This window comes from Flavobacterium facile (genome assembly GCF_036321945.1).
GTDB lineage: Bacteria > Bacteroidota > Bacteroidia > Flavobacteriales > Flavobacteriaceae > Flavobacterium > Flavobacterium facile.
In genome coordinates, this window is record NZ_JAZAYT010000030.1 from 138,276 (window position 1) to 161,062 (window position 22,787).

Genomic DNA, 22,787 nt, shown 5'->3' on the forward strand with positions numbered 1-22,787 from the left:
TTTTATAATTCAGTTACTTGATTTGTTGTTGTAAATCTTTGATTTCCTAAACCTTGAAAAACTGCTTTTACAAATAAACCTAAATTATTAACTTCATATTGTGCAAAAATCGGCATTTTAGAAAAACCATATTTTTCAAATTCAAAATCAATAATTTCAATAGTTCTTTTTTCTCTTTCTAATCTGTGAACGGTACAATCTCTTAAGAAAGAATTAGAAGCATCAATTGCACTTTGTTCGTTGTTGTAAAAAGCTTTAGTTACTTTTCCGAATTCGTTTGTTTTGATTAAAGTTTTCATCTTAATTTTTGCCATTTGTTATGAAGTTGCTGATCTCCTTTTTAAAGTTTGCCGTGTAAATCACTTCCTTAACTCTTGTACAAATATACAACACTTATTTATATTAATTACCATAAATGGTAATTATTTTTAATTTATTTTTATTTTCCCTTATTTTACAAGGGTTTACGAAAACAAATTTTTAATCTAATTTCCAATATTTCAAAGAATGTGGTCAAATTGCCTGCCTATAACCTGTGTTTGGCAAAATGCAAGGATTTAATGGAATTACTTTTCCGCATCATCTTTAGTGCTAAACCGAAAAAAATCGGTCACGAAGCCTTGCACTTCGCCAAGCACCTTACCGTTATGTGCAAGGCTACATTTTATCCATCAAATCACAATTTGCAGATGTGTAAGCAATGTGTGAATCAATATATCCCTTTACCATATTACCATCTTTGTCAAAAATAATACCTGCATAAAATTCATCATAACCACTTTTTGTAAATATTTCTGTGTTTTTTTGTGGGTCTGAAAACACCATTATAGTATTTCCATCTTCTAATTGTTTTTCTTTGGACACTTCCATTTGCATCCAACCCATAAATTTTTTAAATACTTCAATATCTGTCATTTTTTTCAAATTAAAATTAGTGCTAATAATCCGACGGAGAAAAATCACAGTTTAAATAACGATATGTTATTTTAGAAGTAGACTTTTGAAATTTTGCTGTTAGGGTTCTTGGTGTTACTTTTGTAATAACTCCTTCTCCTCTTGTTGGACATTGAAATTTAAATCCAACAGGAACTTCGTGTACTTTCATGATTTTTATTTATTAGAATTAGACTGCTTGAATTCAGATTTTGGTGCAAAAAATATTCTGCCATCATCAAGTTTAATTTGCATTGTGTATGGCTTTCCTGACGGCTTATAATGTTTTACAAAAACACCAGTATTTCCAGTTTCAATATGAGTAAATCTTAATCCTTCACGTAAACCATAAAATTCATTATTAGAACATTTTGGACAAACTAATTCTTGCATAGAAGTACCTTCTATTTCGGAAACGTATTTTTCAACATCGGTTCCTTGCCACTTACATTTTCTTTTCGTGCACTCGTATCTTATAGGAGTTTCACCGCTTGCTGTATATTTTGACATAATTTTTAAATAAATCCGAATGCTAAAGCTGCTGCCTCTCCAATATCTAATAAAGAATCGTTTTCTTCTTCAGAAGATTCGTTTTCTTGATTATAAAAATTAGATATTTCAGTTTCTAATTCATCCCATTTTTCAGATTTTTGTTTGTACTGCTCTGCATATTCTAAAGCAATAAGTTTTAAATCTCGAATTGTGTCTTCAATTGGCTTACCAGAATGTATTAAAAAACTGATCTGAAAGCCTATTTTATTTTCCAATGTATCTACGTTCATTTTTATTAATCTTTAGTTGATAATCTTTGAATTCCAGTTACTTTATTTTTATTTAAAGTACTGAGTAAAACTTCTTCTTGAAGTTCTAATTTGTTATTGATTTTTACAGCTTGCGCTATGCAAAAACCACTTACTGAAAAATCTCTTATTTTTACCAAATAATAATGATCTTCTTTTAAAACGGTCGTGTTTAAATTTCTTAGTATCATAATTTAGTTTACATATAACCTTTTTTATGTGCGATTTCAACAGTTTCCTTTGCTATTTCATCCCAAAAAGAACCTCTTGAATTAGGAATGTCATATTTGCTTTCCATTTCTTTTAATCCTAATACAACATATCCTTTTTCAATTCCATATTGTCCGCCTTCTAAAATGTATTTCACATCTTTAATTACAAATTTTTGAAGAGCATCATACGGAAACTCTAAAAATTTTATTCTGTCTCCAACTTCAAAATTTCTGTCTTTTTTTCTGACTTCAAATTCTTTTCTGTTAAAATAAACATCATCAAAAAAAGGCTGCTGGAGTTTTAACACGTGAACTTTCATTTAAATAATTTCAAGTGTATCTGGAGCAATCATATGACGCGCACCGTGTTTTTCAACAATGATCAAGTTATAACCATTTTTGTTGGTATTCAAATCTGCAGGTTCACAGGTTCTGAAATCTGCCAATTGTAAAGTTCCTTCTACTACTTTTGCATTATCAAGCCAAGTAGATGCTCTAAATTTTTTATCTGTTAAAATATTCATACGATTTTATTTATTATGAAACACATCGGAATTCCTATAATTCCTGAAATTCCGATGAATTCCGGTTATTAAATTACATTTTCTAAAAAAAAGCGAGCTGTTACTAATAATAATATCATTAGAAATACCGCCCCTGTGAAAAATCCTATAAGGAACATTTCGTACTTTTCAACAACTTCAATTTTCTTAATTAGTTCAGTTACTGAGCTAGTTTTTCTATTTTCCATCCGCCAATTGTATTATAAACAGCTATGTCGCCGTTTTCTTTAGTAACTTCTTTTCCTTTTAGATTTACGCTGATTCTAACTTTGTCACCAGCTTTGTAATTATCTAATTCTGCAGTTTTGTCCTGGACAAATTGAATTTCTAAAGTTTGTGGATATTGTTCTTCAGTGGTTACGTGAACATTTCTAATTTTAAAATTCTTTTGACCTACTTCTTGAGTGTCTTTAATTCTTACGATTTTTGCTACTACTTCCATGTGTTTAATTTATTTGATTTGTTTATAATTTTCAATTTGTTCGTCTATATATTCTTTTAATTCCCAAGGACTTTCGTCTCCTGTATATTCTGTAGTGACAGAATTACCATGTGCTTCTTTTATCCATTCAATCATTTGTTCTAAATGTTTATTTTTTTGTTCTAACACATAGATAGTGTATTCTAAATTTGACATAATAATGCTGATTAAAAGTTTATTGGTTTTTCTATGCATTCAAATTCGACTACCCAAACCCAAGGATTTAAAGCCCAAGCTTTTTCTCCATTAATTGAATTCCAAAGAGAATAAAATGAAGTTTTAGGAGAGTCTAAATAACTATCATCACGAAGATCATTACTAGGATAAAAATAATAGCATTCTTTTCCTTCGCAATTCTCTGTATTAATCCCTTCAGCAATTGAATCTTTGTCAGATATATCATTTAATTTTTCTATTCTGACATCTTTTATTTGAAGAAATATTCTTGCGAATGTTTTGGGCATATGAATTGAAGGTCGGCTTTTTCCTCTATGCAATGGTCGTATTGTTTCATGATTTTGAATATCCGCAGCATAAAATATTTTAGATTCACACATAACCATTTGAGAAACACTCCAATGGTTTTCAGATTCAATTGAATAAAAATTTTCACGAACCCAAAGAACATCGCCTACCTCGTAAGGCTTTTTAAGTTTTTTAAAACCATTAATATCGCTTTTTGCCCAAAGAGATTTAAGTTGTTCTATTTTCCAATCCGAAGGATCTATATTTATAATATTTAGTCCTTTTGTTCTACGTGTTTGGGTTTTTCTTCCTTGAAGAATAGCCTGAACCATTTCTGTATTAAATAAAATTGGATGCATTTTCATAAATAAAATATAAAGTGATTACCAGGAGAAATGTTACCAAAATTCCAATCATAATACCAAGCCAGATATTGGCTTTATTGGTTCTTACATAAAAATGCCTTAGCGCTGATTCTGTTAAATTTTCTTTGAAATAAAATTCGCAGAATTCTTGAAGTTCATCGCCATCCATTGCATGACATTTTAATTGTTGCGGAGACGTTAAACTATTTCCCCAGAAAGCATTATATGCTTCGCAAAATTTTTCCTCGTTATTTTTCATCAGTGATTTCTTTTATTGTGTAATCTTCAAAATATGACAGCTCCATTTCTGAAACTTCTAATAATCTTATTCCCATAGAACCATCCATTGAACAATAACCTTCTTGACTTTCAAAATGCCTTATAACACCTGAAGTGTTTACGTAAAATTCATATTGGATTCCTAATGCTTTTTGGCACAAATTTTTAAGGAAAGCTTTTACATAATCGCCTTCATAATCTTCGATTAATTCTTCGCCACTAGTCCAAAACAAAACCATTTCTTTGATTGTTTCCAAAATAGGAACTTCTTTTTTCTCCATTAGTTCATTAACTTTATCAAAATCAATTTCTACCGTGATTTCTCCACCTGTTGGTTGGTGTTCAATATTAAATGCTTTTTTTCCTGTATATTTTTTCATTTATTCTGTTTTTGCAGTTTTAATAACCTTTTGTTTGCTGATTCTCTTTTTTTATAGTTTTTGACTATTTCGCCGTTTATGATAAAATTGTAGTTCTTTTCACAAACCCTCACAATACTTACCATAAGGCCTTTACTATCGAGTTCACTTAATATTACTCGATATTCTTTTCTTGCACCGGGCATTGTTAATTTAGAGTTGGTGAGAAGTAGTCTAGTTTTTCGATGATAACTAATTTAGCTGCAGTAATTTTAAAATTTATTGCCTCACATGTTTCAACATAAATTTGATTTTTAAATCGCCTTGCATCAAAATTTACTGGAAGTGATTTCATTCTGCGATACTTCTCGTTTAGCTTTTGAATTTCTATTTTAATACGTTCCTTCAGTTCTGGTAATTCAGATGATTCAATTAGTAACCCATCTAAACTTTTGAAGTATTCAAAAGTTTCATGTTGCAACTTATTTTTCGTTGCATTGCAGTGTCCTAACTGCAAAAAATAATGTGTGTTTTCCATTGTGTATAAAATTTAGTTATCAATTAAAAATTCAATTCATTTACTCTTTTTAAAGAGATATATTCTATGTTATGAAGCGGTTGTCCATATTCTACGTTAAACCTTTTTATTATTCTAACATATTTAAATAACTCAGCTATTGAGTTGCAATTATTTACAATTGACTGTATGTCTTCTTTTGAGCACATAATTATGATGCTTTAGCGATTAAAACTCTTTCGTATGTTTGTTTTTTATGTGGAACCATCACAATTCCTTTTTTTAAATTTTCGTACATCAATTCCAATTCTGTATTATCATCTAAATAATATGGACCAGTAAACTGCATACTTTCATTAAGTAGATAATAAATTGCACCTGATAATACTTCTTTTGGACTATTAAAAATGTCAAACTCAACAGCTGTTTTCAAGTACATTTTAAAACAATAATCATCTTGGTTGTAAGTATTGTTTAGTTTATAAACTAACCCCAATGAAACTAAAAAATCAATTTGAATTTCTGTATATTTCTCCAGGGCATCTTGAAGTTCGTCGCGATGAACTTTAGCGTTTACACCTCTTAATCTGTAGGTATTTTTGAATTCCCTTGTTACAATATCTTTTGTGAAAAAAAATCTGTTTTCAAGGAATGAACCATCCATTTTTCTGAAGTCTTCACTTTCGCATTTTGAAAGTGAAGCGTTTACTAAATAATACTTGATTTCCATAATGATCTATTTAAACATCTTCGCCAAAAATCTTTTTAGCTTCTGATTCTGTTATAATTTTTTCTACATTATTTAATTCTTGTGCAACTTGTGTATTGATAAATAATACTTCTTGTGATTTTCCTGAAATTGATTTTATAATTCTACCTCCAGTTGAATTATGCATGTCTTTTGGATTTAAAACCCATTTATTCCACTTGCAATAAGCCGAAATTGCTTTTTTAAATTTAGCAGGAGACCACTTTTGTTGCTTTGTTGCTTTCATAAAATCTTCAAATGAATCTTCTTTAGAGAAAATTGCATCCCTATATTTAAAGCTTACACCATCTGGATTTAATTGACCGAAAAAGCCTTCCGCCCAACCCATAAATACATCACCCATTTCAGCTTGCAATGTTCTTTTGGTAACATTGTCCATTGGCGGATTTAATTTTTCATCAATTGATAAAAAGAACTTCACACACTGTGCACAGAAATTGTAATAGTAATTGTACTGCTTCCAATCGAAATCCGTAAACAAGTTTTTACCGTCGAAATCATCTGATACTTTTCTCACTTGTTTGTATTCATCATCGTTTTGTCCGTGGTAATAATCAGAGAAAACAGAAATCAACAATCTTCGAGCTGTTGATGGATCAACATTCCTTAAAGCGAAATTTGATGTGAATACGAATTTCGGAGACTTCTCAAACGGAATTTCAAACGGTGAACCATTTTTAGGATTCACTTTCAAAGAACCTGTGATTTCAGAAAAGAAGAAATCGAAATTCAAATATTGTGTAGCATCATCGATTAAAATATAGTCGGTATCTTCTGAAACCTCGTGATAGATGAAATCGTTTTGTGTTAATTTTGGATCACGCCCTTTTAAATAAACCCTACGTTTCAAAATTTTATTTAAAAATGAATAACACAAAGACTTACCAGAACCACCATGTGATTCTCCTAAATCTGAAACTTTATTATCCATTGCAAAAACTGCCCAAGGTTTATTATAATTCTTGTATTGGTGCAGCGTATAACCAATGCTGTAAATTTTATTGATCAAATGCAATTTTTGTTCGTGCTTTTTGTCTTCAGATAAATTTGGACCAGCAATATTGAATTTGTTTTCTTTGAAATATTGCTCAGCTTCAAATTCGCCTTTAGGTCTGTCTTCAAAATATTCTTCTAATTCTTCCTTCCAGTGAACTCTAGAAGTATTAATTAGATAATTGAAAAACATATTTTCCTTATTCAAAATTTCAATGTCAAAGTTTCCAGATTCGTCCTTGGTAATTTCAAAATGCGGATCATCTAATTTTATTTCAAAATCGATTATTTTATCTTCCCAAACGTACTTATCTACTTCGCCTTGTTTGTATTCTAAAATTTCATTGCCAGTAATTTTCCAAACCTTTTTAGGGAAAAACATATATTGTGATTCTCTGTCTGCAGATGAAAAATCAATATTAAGTTTTGGCAGTTTAGACAAACTTCTTTCTCCTAATTGATTGTTTTTGTAGACATAATCTCTTAATTCTGGATTCATTCCGCGAGCTTCTAGAAACTCATGTACAAAATTTTCAATTTCATAAGGCTCTAAAATTCTGATAATAGATCCTTCTTTTTTTACGAATATGTAACCTTCCTTATTTGTTTCGGTTTCATAACGCCCGAATCCTAACATCGACAAAAAATGATATAACCTGGTATTTGATAAATTGTACTGAAGCTTTCCGTTTTGCGCGAAATGTTCTGTCCAAAATTGCAATGGCAATGCGTTTGCAATAAGTTTATTAAATCCGTTTACAAAGACTAATGATTTGTCTTGGTAGAATTTTTCTACATAATCTTTGAAATCTTTACAAGGGTTATTACGTTTGTCTTTATATGCTTTTAAAGTGTTTGGCAACCACAATAATTTGATGTCAAGGAATTTTAAACCAACTATTAAAGCCTGTTTTACACCCGTTGAATCTAAATCCCCCAGATAGATTATTTCTTTAGCGTAAATTTTTAATTGCTTGTATTCTTCAAAATCGATTTGTTCCGATTCTGAATTAAACCAAATCGCATAATGCTCAAAACTTCTAAGGTTTAATCCATCAGAACCACCGCTTGCAATGAAAACTCTGTCTAAACGTGGATCCTTTTTCTTTTTCTTCTTTTTAGACGGTTCTTCATCATCTTCGTCATAATAATCATCTTCATTCTCAATTTTTTTCTTTCTTTTTTCGAATTCTTTTTTAATCGCTTCTAATCCCCAAACATGTTTTTTAGGTTTTTCTCCAGCATATCTAAAACGATATTGTTTTTCAAATGAATTTGGTTGATAAATCTTTTGCCATGTTCCAAAATCAAAAACGAAAATTGGATATTCATCAGTAGCAGTAGTTACAATTGCTTCATTTTCTTTACAGAAAGTGAAACTTTTACAACTTTTTAAATTGATTTCATCACAATGAGATTGATTAATTCTAGGCCCGAGTATCTTTAATAAATGTTCCGGAATAGTATCATGATAATTGAAAATATAATCACCCTTTTTTTCTTTTGATTTTAAAGGACGTTTTTCAATAGAAGGAGTGAAGACTTGCATTTTTGCACCTTCAACACCATATTGTGCGCCAAGTATTTCACAAGCTTTAGCATAAGTAACATTTTCCTCAAGCATACAAACCTGTATACCGTTTCTTGAAACACTATCACCTCCAAAATCAGTTACAATCCAAATCCCTCCAGCTAATTCTTTTAATGAAGCTGATGCAGTTTTTTCAGAGTTTCTTATTTTGAAAGACTTAGCCGCTTTATGAAACACTCTAGCTGCATCTGGGTAATACGATAAAATTATATCTAGACCTCCGTTGGTTTTGTCGAATATATCTGTGTCTTTAACGTAGCTCATAAATTATTTTATCTCAATGTGATTGGTTGAATCGATTAATTTTACTTGCTCCAATTGAAGTCTTTCAATTTCGGCTTCTGCTTTTTTTATTAATGGAACTGCTTCCAATTCAGAAAATAGTCCACTATTTTGATATTGTTTTATTTCGCCTTCAAGACGATTTATTTTTGATTGAAATTCACTATTCATATTGCTTTATTTTTAAAACTCCTCCCGTGAGAGGAGTTAATTAATTTAATTGATGTGTAAGTACACATAACAAAGGGTAAGAACGTGGTTTAGATAAAATTCATTTCAATAGCAATCTTTGTCATACACTGCTTTGTTTGAATATTACCTAGCTTTTTATGAAGAATATTTTTGAATTTATGGAATGTGCCCATTGGCAATCCTAAAATATCCGCAATAGCTTCATTTGTTTTATTTGTTGTTGATAATTTAATTAGTTCAATTTCAGTCTTTGAAAGTTCGTGTCCGTTAAATGTTGGCGCCAAACAAACAATTCCTTCTCCTGGACAGTTACCACGATTTGGACAGTGCCAATATTCTCCTTTTTGCAATTCTCCGTTTACGATGTCTGGAGTTAAATCCAAACCACCTAATCGGCAGCTTGCAAATTTTTTAAGTTGATTGAATTCTGAATTTGGAAACCAATCCATTAAAATAGCTTTTGACTGAGGTTCTTTTTCTATTGCTTCTTGAAGTAGAAGTATAACAGAAGTCGGAGCTTCTTCAAAAGGTTTTAATTTTCCATCGCTCACATACTTCAAATCTGTATTGTGATTAAAAAACTCGAATGAGTTATCTAGTAATCCTGGCATTATTTGCATGGTTATATAATTTAGTTATCGGTTTTTAAATTGTTCGCTAGTTTTTGAACAGATGCTTGATATTCATTCGCCACTTCCACTAAGGCGTTTAATACATCTAATCTCGAAAAAGGATATTTTGAAATTCTATTTTTAATATTTCTAACAGTTCCAGCGTTTAAAGTTTTGTCTGATTTAAGTTTTGATAAAACTTTTTCTACATAGCCAACTGGAAGACTATCCTTGATAATCTCATAGGCGTTGTCAATATGCGTTTGCACATCTTGTTTATTGCTTTTTTCTATTATCTTTGTCATATAAGTATTAATTATGTCACAAATATATACTAAATAGTATATAAGTTGATACTAAAAAGTAGTTAAAATTATTAATTTAGAATCGGTCTAAATGGAATTTCAAGAAAAAATAAAATTAATCCTTAAGGATAAAGGTCTGAGCGAGAGTAAATTTGCGAAGAGCATAGGTCTTAATGCAACAGTTTTTAATAGAAATGTTTTACAAAACAATTTAACTGGTGATATGATTAAGGCAATTGCCGATAATACCGATATTGATATTAATTGGTTGGTTAGAAATGATGTTGAAAATCCTGAAGAAGACACTAACGTTTTGAATGAACCTCCAACAGTTTATTCTACGAATCCATTAGAAAAGATTGATAAAATAATAACAGAATTAGAAAAATTAAAGCTAGAATTTATAAAGAAATGACACGTATATGACACGTGGAATTTACAAACCTGTGTAAAATTAGAGTGCTTACGATGGTTAGATAACCCTGCCGAGGTCACTTTCAAAGCATATTTATAAGGCTTAACGTTATTTTTAGTCAACATTTAGTCAACCGATATATAAAAATATAGTTTTCTACATTAAAAATGTTTTAACTAAAATGATGTTTAATATTAGATTGCTGAATAAATTAAGCAAAAAAAATCCTATCAGTTATTTGATAGGATTTTGCTTTTTATATAAAGGCAACAGAATAAAATTTTTTGTTTTTAATACATTGCAAAAACTATTAAACAAGCATTGCAAAATTATAATTAAAACTTTGTTACAGTCATTGCCTTTAATAACTGGGTTGTAATATCATAAAATATAAGCTTTGCAACAACAATTTTCTATTTTTGCAAAGCAATTGAAATAATTTATTTATGTTAAATTACTTTTCTTATTTCGTTCCAGTTGCAATCTACTAAACCAAACGTTTCAATTAGATTCCAAATTTCGGGTGTGTGTGTTTCAAATTCGTTAATAATATTTTCGGTGTCGGTATAAATAATTTCATGTTTTTTATTTTTTTCAGCTTCTTTTTTTTCAATAAGTAATACATCTGCAAAATCTGTTCCTGCTTCAAAATTCGTATTTTCGAGCCAATCATTAACAATTATATCAAAACCTAAGATATTGAGTTCGGTGGCTTTTTTAAACCAATCTGCATACTCGCTTTTATCAGGAAATGCAATAATTTTATATTGCTTAATTGGTTTCAGATTTTCATATTTAAAACCTTGTTTACTTCCTGTGGCTAACCAAATATATTGAGGTTTAAATATACTCATCATAATTGCTGTTTTTTCTCCCTCAACAAGTGCAATGGTTTTGGCATTACTTTCATTTATTAGGTGCAAACCGAATAAGCATTGATTAAGATTATAATCATTGATTGTTTTGGTTCGTTTTAAAATACTATGTACCCAATCTATTAAACTTTTGCCGTCTTCGTTTTTGTGTCGTTTGCCAGTTTTTGAAACATATTGTAAAATTTTACCAGCGTGAACCTTTTGCAAATTATCAATTTGCCAAAATATTGTAGCACCATTCCAACGCTTTGATGTTCCTATCAAATATTTTAGTATTGCTTCTTTTACTTCAGTTTCTGTAAAAATGGTTTTTAAGAACTGGATAAAATTATTTTCTTTGTAATTCCTACCACTTTGACTTACTAAATCGAAATTATGAAAACTTGGTTTTGGTTTCGGAATATTAACCACTTCAAAAGGATTATTAAACTCGCCTGTTGGTGTGTTATGAAAACCACAATTTGTTTCACGGTCGCAACGTCCAAAATCTTCATTCAAATAGTTTCCTGTTTCCGTTTCTTTATATTTTACAAGGGTTCGTTTGTTGCATTTTGGACAAACAAACTTTTTACTGCTTTTATCTAAATTGTATTTGTATTGTTTCATCGCATTTAAATTTTTACTGTTCACGGTGTTCATACTGTTCACACTGTGAACACCGTGAACAGAATGAACACTTTACAACTTTAAATATTTATTTACAGTCCCAACTGACACACCCAATTGAGTAGCAATTTGCCTTTGGCTTTTTCCTTGTATGTTTAATTCCTTTACTTTTTCAATGTTTGTTTCACGGTCTTTATCAGTATATTGTTTTAGGTGTTCACGTTCATTACCATAACCAATAAACTCAAATTGTAAAAAATTATATTCTTTATTTATATGACAAATACAAACATTATCTGTATCAAATACTTGCTCACAATTACGTTGTTTAATTTGTTTGATATATCTTATTTGCTTGTCTTGGTTACTTTCTCCAATAGCAAAGGAACTATCACAAAAATTCATAAGCATTTTGCTTCCTGACAAATCATTTCTTGTAATTGGCTTTGATAAATCTCTTTTTGGCGTGTGTGCTAAAATCAAAATTGAAAGTGAGTACTTGCTTTTTAATTCTTTAAGTTTTTTCATTAATGGTAAAGCTTCTTTTGCTTTTTCATTATCGGTTTTTAAGTAGGTGAGATTGTCAATAATCAAAACCTTTGAATTAGATTTTAAAAGACTTTGCTCGATTGACAAGATAAGAAAGTCATCAAAATTTTGATTAATTGGTAAATCAGCATCGGTATTGATTTCTATTCTTAAAAAATTATTGTCAAAGTTGTAATTTTCGGTATAATCTTTTGAATATCTATTTTGAAATTGCTTATCCGACAATTCAAAATCAAAGTAAAGAACAGACTGTTTTTGAGTTTCAATTTTGAACCCAATTATATGTTCTGACTTACTTATGCTGTTGCCAATTTGAACTGCTAAAATTGATTTCCCTAAATTGGTATCAGCAAACAAAATACATATTTCACCCTCATACCATAGTTGACTAAAAAGCATCTTCGGTATTGGTCGGTTCTTTGCTTCCTCCATCCACTCATTAGCTGTTTTTATCAAAAATAAACCATTTTCTGTTGTCTTAACTTCGCATTGCATTGCTTTGTCAATTACATTGCTAAAATCGGTTAAACCAATTGCCTGTTTATCTTTATCCATATTGCTATGAATTAATTGACTTAACCGCTTCTAAAACTTGTTTTCTGCTATAATACACCCTGTTTCCTATTCCACTACTTAATAGTTTACCACTACGAGTATGTTTCCATAAAGTCGTGAAATTTATACTCAAAAGAGTACAAACTTCTTTTCGGGTCATTAAATCGTTTTCGGGTTGTTGTGATTCTTTTGTTGCTTGAGGTTGCAACAATGGTTTAAGTGCTTCGGCTAATTGTTCAATTGTGATGCCGTTTAATAAAATTTGATTCATTTTTCTTATTTTTTAATTAATAAGAGCAAATGAACTTTAGGTTTATTTTGGGTTTAACCTAAATCGTTTCTTTTAAATTTATTCCAATTCGGATTAATTCTTTTTCTACTTTTTCAACAGCCTTTAATGAGTTCATTGGGTTGTTCGTTTGCGAAACAGAATTATTGACAATAGGATTAATCATTGGATAAATAGATGATGTTTTTATTCCAGTAATTCCAGATAAAAAAGATGCTAAACTATGTGTGTTTGTATTAAATGGTGTTTTTGTTCTTAAAAAATCAATTATTCCCATTTTTTGCAAATAAATTATTTTTTCTCTACCATTAGTTTCACTTAAATCAATTTCTACTTCTTCCGCTTCTGTTTTTCCATATTTACATTCCGCAATTTTAACTCGAATAAAATCAATAACTTCTTGAAATTTATCCATATTCACAACAGTTCCACCGTAAAGTGCTCCTTCAAAATCTTGATGACTAACTACATGCGCATTATTATAAATTTCTAATTGATAATTAAAAAAGTCTAATTCTGTTTTTGCGGTAGCTAACATAAATTCATTCAGTAAATATTGAAAAGTACTTTTATATTCTTCAACGGTAAAGCAAATTGATTCGTTCATATTATGGATATATTCTGTTTAGTTTATTTTAGTTTATTTCAAAATTACTTTATAAATCACCAAAACAGAAAAAAAATATTCTTGTTCCAGCGATTATATTATAAATTTATTTTACAATTGGATTCATTCAAATTAAATTATTTTTTGACATATTTTAAATGTAGAAAGAAGTTCTTTGAGAAGTAAACACAATATTTTTTTTAAATATAATGCAAAAGCAACATTGTTTAGATTGCGTTTTTATAAAATAAAAAACCCAGAGCAAGTCTGGGTTTAAATTATTTTTTTAGAGTGCACCATTAATGCTATGAATAATAAGGCACTTTGTATAGTGCAAATGTATATATACATTTTGAATAATACAAATATTAAGAGTTAATTTTTCTATAACCTATTTCTGTTGCTATTATATTGTTAATCACTTCATTATCAGAATATTCTGAAAATATTTTATCTATTTCTTTTTCAATATCAAGTTTCCTGTTGTCTGATATTTTACCTAAAATGTATAGAATTACTTTCATCGAATCATCTAAAGAACATCTGTTTTGACTATTAAAATTAATGTCTGGAATAGCAGAAATACTTTTAGGTAATTTTAAATCATACAAAACACCACCATGAGCGCAAACATTTCTAACATAAACAATTGTTTCCATTAGATTAATAAATTTTTGCAGATTTTGAATACCATACAAATTAGAAATTCTTTCTTTTATTGCAGTATCATTTAATTCTTTGAAAACCTTTAATATTGCGCCAAAAGTAAAAAACTCTAAAGTTTTCCAAGCTGGTGCATATTTGTCATTAATATATTTTTTATGATGCAGTTTTATAGTTTTATTATTTTTCTTAAAATCATCATTGTAATGCAATTCTATTGAATTAATAAAATCTGAACTAATAACTTTTGGGTCAATAAACCAAGTTGGGGAATTTTTATTAGCGTTTGAAACATAATAGACTACTTTTGTTCTAAAGTTTATTTCTATCCTATTAAGGCATTTTAATAACAAGTTTCTTAAATCTACATCAAGATAATATAATGAAACAGCATCAGAAAATTTAGTACCATCTTTAAATTCATGCTTTCTGTTTTTTTCAAAAGGATTCCAATAAAAACCTAATCTGTAGTAACCAATGTCTAATAAAATTTCTTTTACTTTTTCTTGGTCATAATCTAAATTCATACCTCTTTCTTCAAGTCTTTTTATTTGTTCTCCAAAACTTGTGGCTATATTTCCCATACTTCTTAATTTCTATCTTACAAAGGTTGTGTTTTATTATATCAAATGAAAGTCAAACTTATTCACAAACAAATTCAGTTTTTAACAATAATTCTTTTAACTATTCTCAACAATTTCAATTTACTCACTCTTTTTTATTGTTTTTTTTGTGTTCGTGAATCGCTTACTACGTTTGTCTTTAATTTGAACTTTCTACAATTTCAATTTCCTCATTACTCAATCCATACAACTCATAAACCATTGCGTCGATTTGTTTGTCCGTTGCAATGATTTGGTTTTTTGTTTCAACGGCTTGTTTTTGGTAGGTTTCAAAATACTCTTGAACTTCATCTTTTTGTACTGCTGACAATACAATTTTGGCTTTTGCCAACTCCGCAAAAAAGCTTTGCAACGATAACTCGTACCAAGTTTCAAGTTTTTTAGTAGGCTTTTCTAAATCATAATCCCTTTGCAACATATTTATAACTTTTGATTGTTGCTGTTGCAAAGTTTTGTTTAATGAAAGCATAAGGTCTGCTTTTTCAATAAATGGTTGTTGTTTTTCTTTTTCTAAAACTTTTATTGGTAATTTTTTAGCATCATCAGGATAAAAATGTAGTCCTTCACTTAAAAAGTTTAGGAAATACCAATTGATTAGATTAGAGTTAAGAATTATTAATATGTATTTTAAAGTATAATTAGAAATTAAATTTATATCACTATTTTCAACTATTCTTTTTGCTGAGACATGATTTGAATTTATCAGTTTATCAATTTTGATACAGTTTATTACAGTATGACTATTATATAAATTATCATTATCATATGAAAACCTAATTCTGTCTGAAACAACATTTATAAAAAACAATTTTTCATTTTCAAATAATTCAGGAAACATAGAATTGTAATGTTCATTTGGCTGATAGTTTAACCAAGAGGTTTGATTATGTGAATACCTATTTATATCCTTACCTTCAATAAATTTTTTATAGTCTAAATTGTTTTCAGAATGTACATAATAACTTTTTGGTTTATTTTTATCGAATTTACTATTCACTCTAACACCATAAGCAATAAGACATAAATCTTCTAATCGTTTAGAATTATTTTCTAATTTATTTTTTATTTCTAAAAGATTTAAAAAAGGTTTTGTTTCAAAAACACATTTATTTAATTTAAGAAAATCGTTTTGATTAATTTCATGATAAAATTCTTCCAATTTAGAAGGGACATTAGAACGGTAAATTTTTGTTATTTCTTTAGTTTTTTCTTTACCAATTATTAAAATTATAGTCTTAACAATTGCATCCGAGAATACAAAATATTTACTTGTATCTACAATCGATATTAAATGATTCGAATCAATAATTTTCTCGCGAATATTTTGAGCATAATTTTGATTTATAAATGAATATGGTATAATTAAGCCCATTAAGCCATCATTTTTAATTATATTGATAGCTTTTTCTACAAACAAAACATATAAATCTGTTCTACCTTGAGCAGAATAATACTTATCAAATAAATATTTTTTTACATCTAAATCAAGATTTTCTACATTTACATAAGGCGGATTTCCAATAATTACATCAAAGCCACCTTTCGCAAATACTTTAGGAAAAGCATTTTGCCAACTAAAAGCTTTATTACCAGCTACATCTGCATTGTCAATTAACGAGTTACCACATTGAATGTTGCTATTTAAATCGTTAAGCTTTCGGTTCGGTTGTGCGGTGCGTAACCATAGAGCCAACTTGGCAATTTCAACACTTTCTTCGTTTAAATCAACACCAAAAAGGTTGTTTTCTAAAATGCTTGTTGCAATATCACTTAACACAAAAGTATCTCCAAATAATTTAGCTTTTAATTCGTCAATATATTGGTGTTCTGCAATTAAAAAATCTAAGGCTTGGTTAAGAAATGCACCACTACCACAAGCAGGGTCGCAAATGGTTAGTTGCAATAACCAACTTCTGTAAGTTTCAACTTTATCAATTAATGCTTGTAGGGTTTTCTTTTGTCGCTTTTTATCAGTTGTATAATCTTCATCTGCCAATTGCAATTCGGTTTTCTTTTCCTCACACAACTTACCAATTGTATTTTCTACAATGTATTTGGTAATGTATTTTGGGGTGTAAAAAACGCCGTCTTTTTTACGTTTGGTTTTCGTTTTATCAATTGTTTCCCCCTCTAATTGTGCTTTTATTTCGTCTAACTCGTTTAACGAATTTTCAAAAATATGCCCTAAAATATTCACATCAACCTCACTTGCAAAATCATAATTGCTTAAATTTTCCGTGTGTTTAAACAAAACAGCATCGTCAATTTTAATGTTGTCTAAAATATCATCAGCTTTAAACAATCCGCCATTATAGGCAAAAATTTGATGTTCTTCCACAACGTTTGAAGTCGTTTGTGAAAAGGCTGGCAAAACCACTTTTGCACCACTATTTAAGTCGTTAAAATATATTTTGTATCGTTCATATAAAGACACTTCAATACGCATAGAGCGTAAATTTTGCCATTCTTTATTAATACGAAAAATTAAATTTGTAGGTAATAAGTTTCTGTCTTCGGCAAAGAAAATAAACAAAAATCTATCTAATAATTTTTGAGATTTTTTAAAAAGTTCAATCGGTTCATATTGTGGATTTAAAGCCACTAAATTTTGATGCAATTCTCGTTTAAAAAGCGAATAATCTTTGTATAATTTTTTAGTAATAACGTCTTCTTGGCTTACCGACTCATCTTTGATTGTTTTTGCAATGCCTTTGGAAAGGTTATCGTAAGCTAAACATAAATACAATAATTCAAATTCGGTTTGAGTTAATTGAAACAAATTAAATTCTAAAAACTCAATAGCATTATCAATATAAAATCGGATTTTTTCAAAGTTGGAAGTAATCACATAAACGCAATCGGGTTGGTTGTTTTTATATCCAAACGCTTGTGTTTCAATTTTACCTAAATCGGTTGTGTTTGTGCCTTTTAATTCAATAACTGCTTTTACTTTGTCCTCAATAATAATTGCTCCATCAGCTTTTTTGCTGTCTTTTACGTTTTTATATTCGGTAGTAAGATTAAATTTTATTTCCGTTGAAGATGCTGGCTTGGTGTAGCCTAATATCTTAACAAACAAGTCTTCTAAAAACTCGCCTTGATATTGTTCTTCTTTCAGACTTTTAATATCCTCTTGAACTTTTAAATTTAGGAAGTGCTTTTTATAGGCTTCCCATTTTTGCAAAAGCAAAGTTGAGTTTTGATTTTTTAAGTATTTGGAAACTACGGAATTTTGAAATAATGGCATTTTTATAAGTTGCTTAATTGAGAGTACAATTTATAAAAATTTAATTGTTAAGTAAAATATACTTATTAACAAACCAACCATTGCAAAAACGTTCAAAAAGCATTGCAAACGTATGTTTTAGTGTGTTTTATAGATAAAAAATGTTGAAATGTCCGCTAATTGCTTTGCAATGGAAAAGCGTATTTGTTTCAAAAGCATTACAAAACCAGTTTAAATATTAAGTTTCAATTCAATCAAATGAACTAAAACTTCATTCTCTGTATTCTAACTGCATTTAAAATAGCTAATAACGCAACACCTACATCTGCAAAAACGGCTTCCCACATTGTTGCTAACCCACCTGCTCCAAGAACCAAAACAATTGCTTTAACCGTAAAAGCTAAAATAATATTTTGCCAAACAATTTTCTTAGTTTGTTTACCTATGTTTATTGCCAATGGTATTTTGCTTGGTTTATCATCTTGAATAACAACATCAGCGGTTTCTATTGTGGCATCGCTTCCTAAACCGCCCATTGCAATACCTACGTTACTTAAAGCAACTACAGGCGCATCGTTTACACCATCGCCAACAAAAGCTACAGTTTCATTTTTTGCAATGATTTCTTTTACTTTATTTACTTTATCTTCGGGTAATAAATCACCAAAGGCATTAATTATTCCAAGTTTTTGAGCTACAAATTGGACTACAGTATTTTTATCACCACTTAACATAGTGGTTTTTATACCTAATGCTTTTAGTTTGTCAATTGTGATTTGTGCATCTTCTTTTATGCTGTCTGCAATAGTTAAATAACCCACAAATTTTTTATCGTAAGCTACTGCAATTAATGTGTAAACAATACTTGTCGGGTCAATATCATAAGTAATAGAAAATTTATCCATTAGTTTGAAATTTCCAACTAACAATTCTTTTCCGTTTACATTGGCTTTTAATCCGTGTCCCGATATTTCTTCTACATCTTTTAAAACTATTGCACTATCAATTTTACCAACAAATTGATGAATGGCGGTTGCTACTGGATGTGTACTTTGACTTTCTAAAGCATTAACCAGTTGCAAAATATCGGCTGCATTGAAATCGGAATTAAAAACAACTTCTTGAACTTTAAAAACTCCTTCGGTCATTGTTCCAGTTTTGTCCATTACAACATTTTGAACCGTAGCCATAACATCAAGGAAGTTACTTCCTTTAAATAGAATTCCGTTTTTTGAAGCTGCACCAATTCCTCCAAAATATCCTAAAGGAATACTAATAACTAATGCACAAGGACAGGAAATAACTAAGAAAATTAAAGCTCGATATAACCAATCATTAAACTGATAATTTTCTACAAAAAACATTGGTAACACACATATTGCAAGGGCTAAAGCAACAACAATTGGGGTGTAAATTTTTGCAAATTTTCTAATAAATAATTCGGTTGGTGCTTTTTTAGCTGTTGCATCTTGCACCATTTCAAGAATTTTTGATAATTTACTATCCGTATAAGCAACGGTTACTTTTACTTGACAAACCGAATTTAAGTTTATCATTCCTGCTAAAACTGTTTCCCCTTTTGCTTTTGTGTCTGGTTTACTTTCGCCTGTTAATGCAGCAGTATTGAAAGAAGCTGTATCAGAAAGTAATTCACCATCTAAACCTAATTTTTCACCTGCTTTAAGTTGGATTATATCTCCAATTTTTGCGGTTGAAGCTTTGATTGTTTTAGCTACATTATTTTCCAAAACAGTAACTTCGTCTGGTCGTTGGTCGAGTAATGTTTTGATATTTGCTTTTGCTCTTTGAACAGCTAATGTTTGAAATATTTCTCCAATTGCATAAAATAACATAACAGCAACACCTTCAGGAAATTCGGCAATTGCAAAAGCACCAATTGTAGCAATTGACATTAACAAAAACTCTGAAAACACATCACCTTTTTTAATGCTTTCAAATGCTTCTTTAAGTACAGGAAACCCAACAGGAATATAAGCTAAAACATACCAAGCTATTCTTACCCAACCTGTAAACCAAGATTGTGTAAAATAATTATCAAAACCAATGGCAATCAATAATAAAACAAAACTTATTATTGCTGGTAAAAACATTTGAAACGTTGATTTTTCCTCGCTTGAATGGTCGTGGTCGTGTCCGTCATCATCAGAATGATGTTCGGTTTTTTTATTTATTTTTTCTTCTAATGAGCAACAAATTTGTTTTCCTTGCTTGTCGTAAATGTGCTGATGTTCCATAATATAATTGTTATGAATTCGAATTTAAAATTTCTTTAATATCTTCAGGTATTTCCATCACTTTTAAAGGTGGTACATTTGCACCACCTGTATTACCTACTGGAATATGACCAACAAATGATTTTACACCACCTACCAATAATCGTGGAATTTGACCAATAATTTCTTTTGAACTTTTTATCTTAATACCAAACTGCAACATTTTCCAATGTACAAATGTGTGTTCATAAAGATGTTTTTGCCCAATAATATGGGCACGCTCCAAATGATACCAAGCAGTTTGTAAATTATCTTGCTTTAAATTATCCTTAACGGCTTCTAACTCTTTTTGATAAAAAGGAATTAGTTTATTTGGCATTTTGATATTAAACTTCATGCCTATGCTTTACAACAACCATCTAAACTTTCATAAGCTTCTGTGTCAGCTTTTACTTCATCTGCATCATATCCTAATTTAGAAATACCTTCTTTAATTGCTTGTAAAGTGGTTTTCTTTGAATTATAATAAATTGTAAAAGTCATTGCTTTATCATCTAATTCATACATCTTAACACCTTTTATTTTAAGCATTTCTGTTTTGAATTTTTGACCGCAGGTTTCACATTCCTTACAATGGTCGCAATGAAGAAAAGTTTTGATAACTACTTTTTGAGTAGTTTTTTGTGCTGAAACAAAATTTGAAAAGAAAAATAATGATACAACTAATACGATTAATTTTAAAACTGAATTTTTCATATTTTATTTTTTAAATTAATGATTATGTCCGTCGTGGTTTTCTTTTGAATGGTCATGTCCTTCATGATTTTCAGTTGCATGGTCGTGCCCTTCGTGATTATCTGCTTTGGCTTCAATTAATTCCATTTTACAAACTGGACAAGTTCCTTTTTTATCATAGGTTTTACCTTTTTCACAATCCATCGGGCATTCATAAGTTACTTTATGAGCTTCTCCTTCTTTGTGATTATGACCTTCGTGTTCTGTTGTAACTTCTGTTTTTTCATTTTTATTACAAGAAACTACACTTAATGTTGCAATGGCAAAAGCCAAAATTAAAATTGATTTTTTCATGATAATTTTATTTATTTAGATGAATTATTGTTGAATATTATTAATGTGCGTGTCCGCCACCGCCTTCACTTTTTAGTAAATGACTTTGTACATAATACGCTCCTTTTAGTACAATTTTTGCATTAGGTTCTATTTTTTGAAGTAATGTTACTTGTGTATATCCTAATTGTGATGTACCTGTTTTTACTTCAATACGTTGGAAATGGAAAGTTTTTCCTTCAGCTTCTTCGTGCTTGTCACCATCTTCGTGATTATGTCCTTCTTTTTCATCGTGTGCTACTTCTTCTTTATGACCTTCTTCTAAAACAAAAATAAATTCTCTACCATCTGCTTTTATTATTGCTTCCGTAGGTAAAGCTTTAACAGTATTTGCTCCTGCATCAATAAGTGCATTTACATACATTCCTGGTATTAATTTTTGTTGATTATTCGAAATGTCAGCGTGTACTGCAACTGATTTTGTTTCGTTTTCAAAAGATTTACCAACGCTAAATATTTTTCCATTAATTTCGGTATTATCTTGATTGGTCAAAATAAAGCGAACATTTTGACCTTGTTTTACTTTAAATAAATCTTTTTCATACACTAATAAATCTACGTGTAATTTAGAATTATCAACTATATTCATTAATGGTTTACCAGTTTCTACATTACTACCAATTTTAATATAAATCTCTGTAATATTTCCTGAAATTGGCGCAAGTACTGGCACTGTAGCCGTAGTATTTCCATTGCCACTAATGTGCAAAGTATTTAGTTGTTTTTGCAATGAATTGAACCTTGCTCTTTCAATTTCATAATCTGATTTAGTTTTTTGAAAAACTTTTTTAGAATTTACTTCTTCATCACTTAATGTTTTTTGTCTTTCAAATTCTAATTTTAAATACTCTAAATTACTTTTTGAAGTTAAATAAGCTTCTTGAATTTTGGTAAACTCAGGACTTTCAATTGTTGCAATAGTTTGTCCTTTGCTAACTCTTTGTCCTTCCATTACATTTATTGTTTTTACAATTCCTGTAGTGAAAACTGATACATCAGCTTGATTTTGTGGTGGCAACTTCGTATATCCATTTGCCTTAATTACTTCGCTTAAATTTTTATCTGAAAAAGTACCTAATTCTATACTTGATGCTTTAAACTGAGCTTCATTTAATTCCACTTCTTTAATTGTTGTTGGCTCTTTTTCGTCCGAATGACTTTCTTCCGTATGAGCTTCGCCATCTGTATGTACATGTCCATCACCTTCAGTATGACGCAAAGAAAAATATAAAATAATAGCAAGAATTATTGCTCCTACTATTGATGCGTATATGATATTTGATTTTTTCATTTTATTTTT

General features: G+C 29.5%; 31 protein-coding genes. 1 reads left to right on the plus strand and 30 read right to left on the minus strand.

Going from position 1 to position 22,787, the window contains the following annotated elements:
* Nucleotides 1–2: 2 nt before the first annotated feature.
* From UEQ13_RS05865 to UEQ13_RS05955, 19 genes are all read right to left on the minus strand, one after another.
* Complete coding sequence (locus UEQ13_RS05865) at nt 3–314, minus strand: hypothetical protein (RefSeq protein ID WP_329805433.1); 312 nt, start codon at nt 312–314, stop codon at nt 3–5.
* Between the two features lie 343 nt (nt 315–657).
* On the minus strand, nt 658–915 hold the full coding sequence (locus UEQ13_RS05870) for a hypothetical protein (RefSeq protein ID WP_329805434.1): 258 nt from the start codon (nt 913–915) through the stop codon (nt 658–660).
* A 22-nt stretch (nt 916–937) separates the two neighbouring features.
* A complete protein-coding gene (locus UEQ13_RS05875; protein WP_329805435.1) occupies nt 938–1,105 on the minus strand; it encodes a hypothetical protein in 168 nt (55 codons plus the stop codon).
* A gap of 5 nt (nt 1,106–1,110) precedes the next feature.
* Nucleotides 1,111–1,443, minus strand: a complete 333-nt coding sequence (locus UEQ13_RS05880; RefSeq protein ID WP_329805436.1) for a hypothetical protein — start codon at nt 1,441–1,443, stop codon at nt 1,111–1,113.
* 5 nt (nt 1,444–1,448) lie between these two features.
* Nucleotides 1,449–1,715, minus strand: coding sequence for a hypothetical protein (locus tag UEQ13_RS05885; protein WP_329805437.1), 267 nt, complete (start codon nt 1,713–1,715; stop codon nt 1,449–1,451).
* A 5-nt stretch (nt 1,716–1,720) separates the two neighbouring features.
* A complete protein-coding gene (locus tag UEQ13_RS05890; protein WP_329805438.1) occupies nt 1,721–1,924 on the minus strand; it encodes a hypothetical protein in 204 nt (67 codons plus the stop codon).
* 8 nt (nt 1,925–1,932) lie between these two features.
* Entirely contained in the window at nt 1,933–2,265 is a 333-nt protein-coding gene (locus UEQ13_RS05895; RefSeq protein WP_329805439.1) for a DUF3850 domain-containing protein, read from the minus strand.
* Entirely contained in the window at nt 2,266–2,469 is a 204-nt protein-coding gene (locus UEQ13_RS05900; RefSeq protein ID WP_329805440.1) for a hypothetical protein, read from the minus strand.
* A 199-nt stretch (nt 2,470–2,668) separates the two neighbouring features.
* Nucleotides 2,669–2,950: a DUF3127 domain-containing protein gene (locus tag UEQ13_RS05905; protein ID WP_329805441.1), complete on the minus strand. Its 282-nt coding sequence runs from the start codon at nt 2,948–2,950 to the stop codon at nt 2,669–2,671.
* A 9-nt stretch (nt 2,951–2,959) separates the two neighbouring features.
* Nucleotides 2,960–3,145, minus strand: a complete 186-nt coding sequence (locus UEQ13_RS05910) for a hypothetical protein (protein ID WP_329805442.1) — start codon at nt 3,143–3,145, stop codon at nt 2,960–2,962.
* Nucleotides 3,146–3,156: 11 nt separating this feature from the next.
* Nucleotides 3,157–3,813, minus strand: coding sequence for a hypothetical protein (locus UEQ13_RS05915; protein WP_329805443.1), 657 nt, complete (start codon nt 3,811–3,813; stop codon nt 3,157–3,159).
* Entirely contained in the window at nt 3,794–4,078 is a 285-nt protein-coding gene (locus UEQ13_RS05920; protein WP_329805444.1) for a hypothetical protein, read from the minus strand. The genes UEQ13_RS05915 and UEQ13_RS05920 overlap by 20 nt, the downstream gene beginning before the upstream one ends.
* Nucleotides 4,068–4,478 (minus strand): DUF2528 family protein, encoded by a 411-nt coding sequence (locus tag UEQ13_RS05925; RefSeq protein ID WP_329805445.1) that lies wholly within the window; start codon nt 4,476–4,478, stop codon nt 4,068–4,070. The genes UEQ13_RS05920 and UEQ13_RS05925 overlap by 11 nt, the downstream gene beginning before the upstream one ends.
* Nucleotides 4,479–4,665: 187 nt before the next feature.
* Nucleotides 4,666–4,995 (minus strand): hypothetical protein, encoded by a 330-nt coding sequence (locus tag UEQ13_RS05930; RefSeq protein WP_329805446.1) that lies wholly within the window; start codon nt 4,993–4,995, stop codon nt 4,666–4,668.
* A 190-nt stretch (nt 4,996–5,185) separates the two neighbouring features.
* Complete coding sequence (locus UEQ13_RS05935; protein ID WP_329805447.1) at nt 5,186–5,704, minus strand: hypothetical protein; 519 nt, start codon at nt 5,702–5,704, stop codon at nt 5,186–5,188.
* A 10-nt stretch (nt 5,705–5,714) separates the two neighbouring features.
* Complete coding sequence (locus tag UEQ13_RS05940) at nt 5,715–8,591, minus strand: primase-helicase family protein (protein ID WP_329805448.1); 2,877 nt, start codon at nt 8,589–8,591, stop codon at nt 5,715–5,717.
* A 3-nt stretch (nt 8,592–8,594) separates the two neighbouring features.
* Nucleotides 8,595–8,780, minus strand: a complete 186-nt coding sequence (locus tag UEQ13_RS05945; RefSeq protein WP_329805449.1) for a hypothetical protein — start codon at nt 8,778–8,780, stop codon at nt 8,595–8,597.
* An 89-nt stretch (nt 8,781–8,869) separates the two neighbouring features.
* Entirely contained in the window at nt 8,870–9,412 is a 543-nt protein-coding gene (locus UEQ13_RS05950) for a helix-turn-helix transcriptional regulator (protein WP_329805450.1), read from the minus strand.
* Nucleotides 9,413–9,432: 20 nt separating this feature from the next.
* Complete coding sequence (locus UEQ13_RS05955; protein ID WP_329805451.1) at nt 9,433–9,717, minus strand: hypothetical protein; 285 nt, start codon at nt 9,715–9,717, stop codon at nt 9,433–9,435.
* Nucleotides 9,718–9,808: 91 nt separating this feature from the next.
* On the opposite strand from UEQ13_RS05955, the gene UEQ13_RS05960 reads away from it, so the two are divergent.
* The gene (locus tag UEQ13_RS05960; RefSeq protein ID WP_329805452.1) at nt 9,809–10,132 is read left to right on the plus strand and encodes a helix-turn-helix domain-containing protein; all 324 of its coding nucleotides are present in this window, start codon (nt 9,809–9,811) and stop codon (nt 10,130–10,132) included.
* 449 nt (nt 10,133–10,581) lie between these two features.
* Here the strand turns inward: UEQ13_RS05960 and UEQ13_RS05965 are convergent, their stop codons facing one another.
* The 11 genes from UEQ13_RS05965 to UEQ13_RS06015 form a co-directional block, all read right to left on the minus strand.
* Nucleotides 10,582–11,646, minus strand: coding sequence for a DUF6371 domain-containing protein (locus UEQ13_RS05965; RefSeq protein WP_329805453.1), 1,065 nt, complete (start codon nt 11,644–11,646; stop codon nt 10,582–10,584).
* A 39-nt stretch (nt 11,647–11,685) separates the two neighbouring features.
* Nucleotides 11,686–12,717: an AAA family ATPase gene (locus UEQ13_RS05970; RefSeq protein WP_166125777.1), complete on the minus strand. Its 1,032-nt coding sequence runs from the start codon at nt 12,715–12,717 to the stop codon at nt 11,686–11,688.
* A gap of 4 nt (nt 12,718–12,721) precedes the next feature.
* Nucleotides 12,722–12,988, minus strand: a complete 267-nt coding sequence (locus tag UEQ13_RS05975; protein WP_166125779.1) for a helix-turn-helix domain-containing protein — start codon at nt 12,986–12,988, stop codon at nt 12,722–12,724.
* A 58-nt stretch (nt 12,989–13,046) separates the two neighbouring features.
* Complete coding sequence (locus tag UEQ13_RS05980; RefSeq protein ID WP_329805454.1) at nt 13,047–13,613, minus strand: hypothetical protein; 567 nt, start codon at nt 13,611–13,613, stop codon at nt 13,047–13,049.
* Nucleotides 13,614–13,981: 368 nt separating this feature from the next.
* Nucleotides 13,982–14,860 carry an Abi family protein gene (locus UEQ13_RS05985; protein WP_329805455.1) on the minus strand — a complete coding sequence of 293 codons (879 nt, stop codon included), beginning with the start codon at nt 14,858–14,860 and terminating at the stop codon, nt 13,982–13,984.
* Nucleotides 14,861–15,038: 178 nt separating this feature from the next.
* On the minus strand, nt 15,039–18,146 hold the full coding sequence (locus tag UEQ13_RS05990) for an Eco57I restriction-modification methylase domain-containing protein (protein ID WP_329805456.1): 3,108 nt from the start codon (nt 18,144–18,146) through the stop codon (nt 15,039–15,041).
* Between the two features lie 242 nt (nt 18,147–18,388).
* Nucleotides 18,389–20,380 carry a heavy metal translocating P-type ATPase gene (locus UEQ13_RS05995; RefSeq protein ID WP_329805457.1) on the minus strand — a complete coding sequence of 664 codons (1,992 nt, stop codon included), beginning with the start codon at nt 20,378–20,380 and terminating at the stop codon, nt 18,389–18,391.
* Between the two features lie 10 nt (nt 20,381–20,390).
* Nucleotides 20,391–20,756, minus strand: coding sequence for a DUF3703 domain-containing protein (locus UEQ13_RS06000; protein WP_329805458.1), 366 nt, complete (start codon nt 20,754–20,756; stop codon nt 20,391–20,393).
* A gap of 2 nt (nt 20,757–20,758) precedes the next feature.
* Entirely contained in the window at nt 20,759–21,115 is a 357-nt protein-coding gene (locus tag UEQ13_RS06005; RefSeq protein ID WP_329805459.1) for a cation transporter, read from the minus strand.
* A 15-nt stretch (nt 21,116–21,130) separates the two neighbouring features.
* Nucleotides 21,131–21,448, minus strand: coding sequence for a heavy metal-binding domain-containing protein (locus UEQ13_RS06010; RefSeq protein WP_187003023.1), 318 nt, complete (start codon nt 21,446–21,448; stop codon nt 21,131–21,133).
* A 40-nt stretch (nt 21,449–21,488) separates the two neighbouring features.
* Entirely contained in the window at nt 21,489–22,778 is a 1,290-nt protein-coding gene (locus UEQ13_RS06015) for an efflux RND transporter periplasmic adaptor subunit (protein ID WP_166125799.1), read from the minus strand.
* Nucleotides 22,779–22,787 lie beyond the last annotated feature (9 nt).

Excerpts from the sequence above, each read along its gene's own strand:
- UEQ13_RS05865 (WP_329805433.1), bottom strand. The coding sequence starts at position 314 with ATGGCAAAAATTAAGATGAAAACTTTAATCAAAACAAACGAATTCGGA.
- UEQ13_RS05870 (WP_329805434.1), bottom strand. The coding sequence starts at position 915 with ATGACAGATATTGAAGTATTTAAAAAATTTATGGGTTGGATGCAAATG.
- UEQ13_RS05875 (WP_329805435.1), bottom strand. The coding sequence starts at position 1,105 with ATGAAAGTACACGAAGTTCCTGTTGGATTTAAATTTCAATGTCCAACA.
- UEQ13_RS05880 (WP_329805436.1), bottom strand. The coding sequence starts at position 1,443 with ATGTCAAAATATACAGCAAGCGGTGAAACTCCTATAAGATACGAGTGC.
- UEQ13_RS05885 (WP_329805437.1), bottom strand. The coding sequence starts at position 1,715 with ATGAACGTAGATACATTGGAAAATAAAATAGGCTTTCAGATCAGTTTT.
- UEQ13_RS05890 (WP_329805438.1), bottom strand. The coding sequence starts at position 1,924 with ATGATACTAAGAAATTTAAACACGACCGTTTTAAAAGAAGATCATTAT.
- UEQ13_RS05895 (WP_329805439.1), bottom strand. The coding sequence starts at position 2,265 with ATGAAAGTTCACGTGTTAAAACTCCAGCAGCCTTTTTTTGATGATGTT.
- UEQ13_RS05900 (WP_329805440.1), bottom strand. The coding sequence starts at position 2,469 with ATGAATATTTTAACAGATAAAAAATTTAGAGCATCTACTTGGCTTGAT.
- UEQ13_RS05905 (WP_329805441.1), bottom strand. The coding sequence starts at position 2,950 with ATGGAAGTAGTAGCAAAAATCGTAAGAATTAAAGACACTCAAGAAGTA.
- UEQ13_RS05910 (WP_329805442.1), bottom strand. The coding sequence starts at position 3,145 with ATGTCAAATTTAGAATACACTATCTATGTGTTAGAACAAAAAAATAAA.
- UEQ13_RS05915 (WP_329805443.1), bottom strand. The coding sequence starts at position 3,813 with ATGCATCCAATTTTATTTAATACAGAAATGGTTCAGGCTATTCTTCAA.
- UEQ13_RS05920 (WP_329805444.1), bottom strand. The coding sequence starts at position 4,078 with ATGAAAAATAACGAGGAAAAATTTTGCGAAGCATATAATGCTTTCTGG.
- UEQ13_RS05925 (WP_329805445.1), bottom strand. The coding sequence starts at position 4,478 with ATGAAAAAATATACAGGAAAAAAAGCATTTAATATTGAACACCAACCA.
- UEQ13_RS05930 (WP_329805446.1), bottom strand. The coding sequence starts at position 4,995 with ATGGAAAACACACATTATTTTTTGCAGTTAGGACACTGCAATGCAACG.
- UEQ13_RS05935 (WP_329805447.1), bottom strand. The coding sequence starts at position 5,704 with ATGGAAATCAAGTATTATTTAGTAAACGCTTCACTTTCAAAATGCGAA.
- UEQ13_RS05940 (WP_329805448.1), bottom strand. The coding sequence starts at position 8,591 with ATGAGCTACGTTAAAGACACAGATATATTCGACAAAACCAACGGAGGT.
- UEQ13_RS05945 (WP_329805449.1), bottom strand. The coding sequence starts at position 8,780 with ATGAATAGTGAATTTCAATCAAAAATAAATCGTCTTGAAGGCGAAATA.
- UEQ13_RS05950 (WP_329805450.1), bottom strand. The coding sequence starts at position 9,412 with ATGCCAGGATTACTAGATAACTCATTCGAGTTTTTTAATCACAATACA.
- UEQ13_RS05955 (WP_329805451.1), bottom strand. The coding sequence starts at position 9,717 with ATGACAAAGATAATAGAAAAAAGCAATAAACAAGATGTGCAAACGCAT.
- UEQ13_RS05960 (WP_329805452.1), top strand. The coding sequence starts at position 9,809 with ATGGAATTTCAAGAAAAAATAAAATTAATCCTTAAGGATAAAGGTCTG.
- UEQ13_RS05965 (WP_329805453.1), bottom strand. The coding sequence starts at position 11,646 with ATGAACACCGTGAACAGTAAAAATTTAAATGCGATGAAACAATACAAA.
- UEQ13_RS05970 (WP_166125777.1), bottom strand. The coding sequence starts at position 12,717 with ATGGATAAAGATAAACAGGCAATTGGTTTAACCGATTTTAGCAATGTA.
- UEQ13_RS05975 (WP_166125779.1), bottom strand. The coding sequence starts at position 12,988 with ATGAATCAAATTTTATTAAACGGCATCACAATTGAACAATTAGCCGAA.
- UEQ13_RS05980 (WP_329805454.1), bottom strand. The coding sequence starts at position 13,613 with ATGAACGAATCAATTTGCTTTACCGTTGAAGAATATAAAAGTACTTTT.
- UEQ13_RS05985 (WP_329805455.1), bottom strand. The coding sequence starts at position 14,860 with ATGGGAAATATAGCCACAAGTTTTGGAGAACAAATAAAAAGACTTGAA.
- UEQ13_RS05990 (WP_329805456.1), bottom strand. The coding sequence starts at position 18,146 with ATGCCATTATTTCAAAATTCCGTAGTTTCCAAATACTTAAAAAATCAA.
- UEQ13_RS05995 (WP_329805457.1), bottom strand. The coding sequence starts at position 20,380 with ATGGAACATCAGCACATTTACGACAAGCAAGGAAAACAAATTTGTTGC.
- UEQ13_RS06000 (WP_329805458.1), bottom strand. The coding sequence starts at position 20,756 with ATGAAGTTTAATATCAAAATGCCAAATAAACTAATTCCTTTTTATCAA.
- UEQ13_RS06005 (WP_329805459.1), bottom strand. The coding sequence starts at position 21,115 with ATGAAAAATTCAGTTTTAAAATTAATCGTATTAGTTGTATCATTATTT.
- UEQ13_RS06010 (WP_187003023.1), bottom strand. The coding sequence starts at position 21,448 with ATGAAAAAATCAATTTTAATTTTGGCTTTTGCCATTGCAACATTAAGT.
- UEQ13_RS06015 (WP_166125799.1), bottom strand. The coding sequence starts at position 22,778 with ATGAAAAAATCAAATATCATATACGCATCAATAGTAGGAGCAATAATT.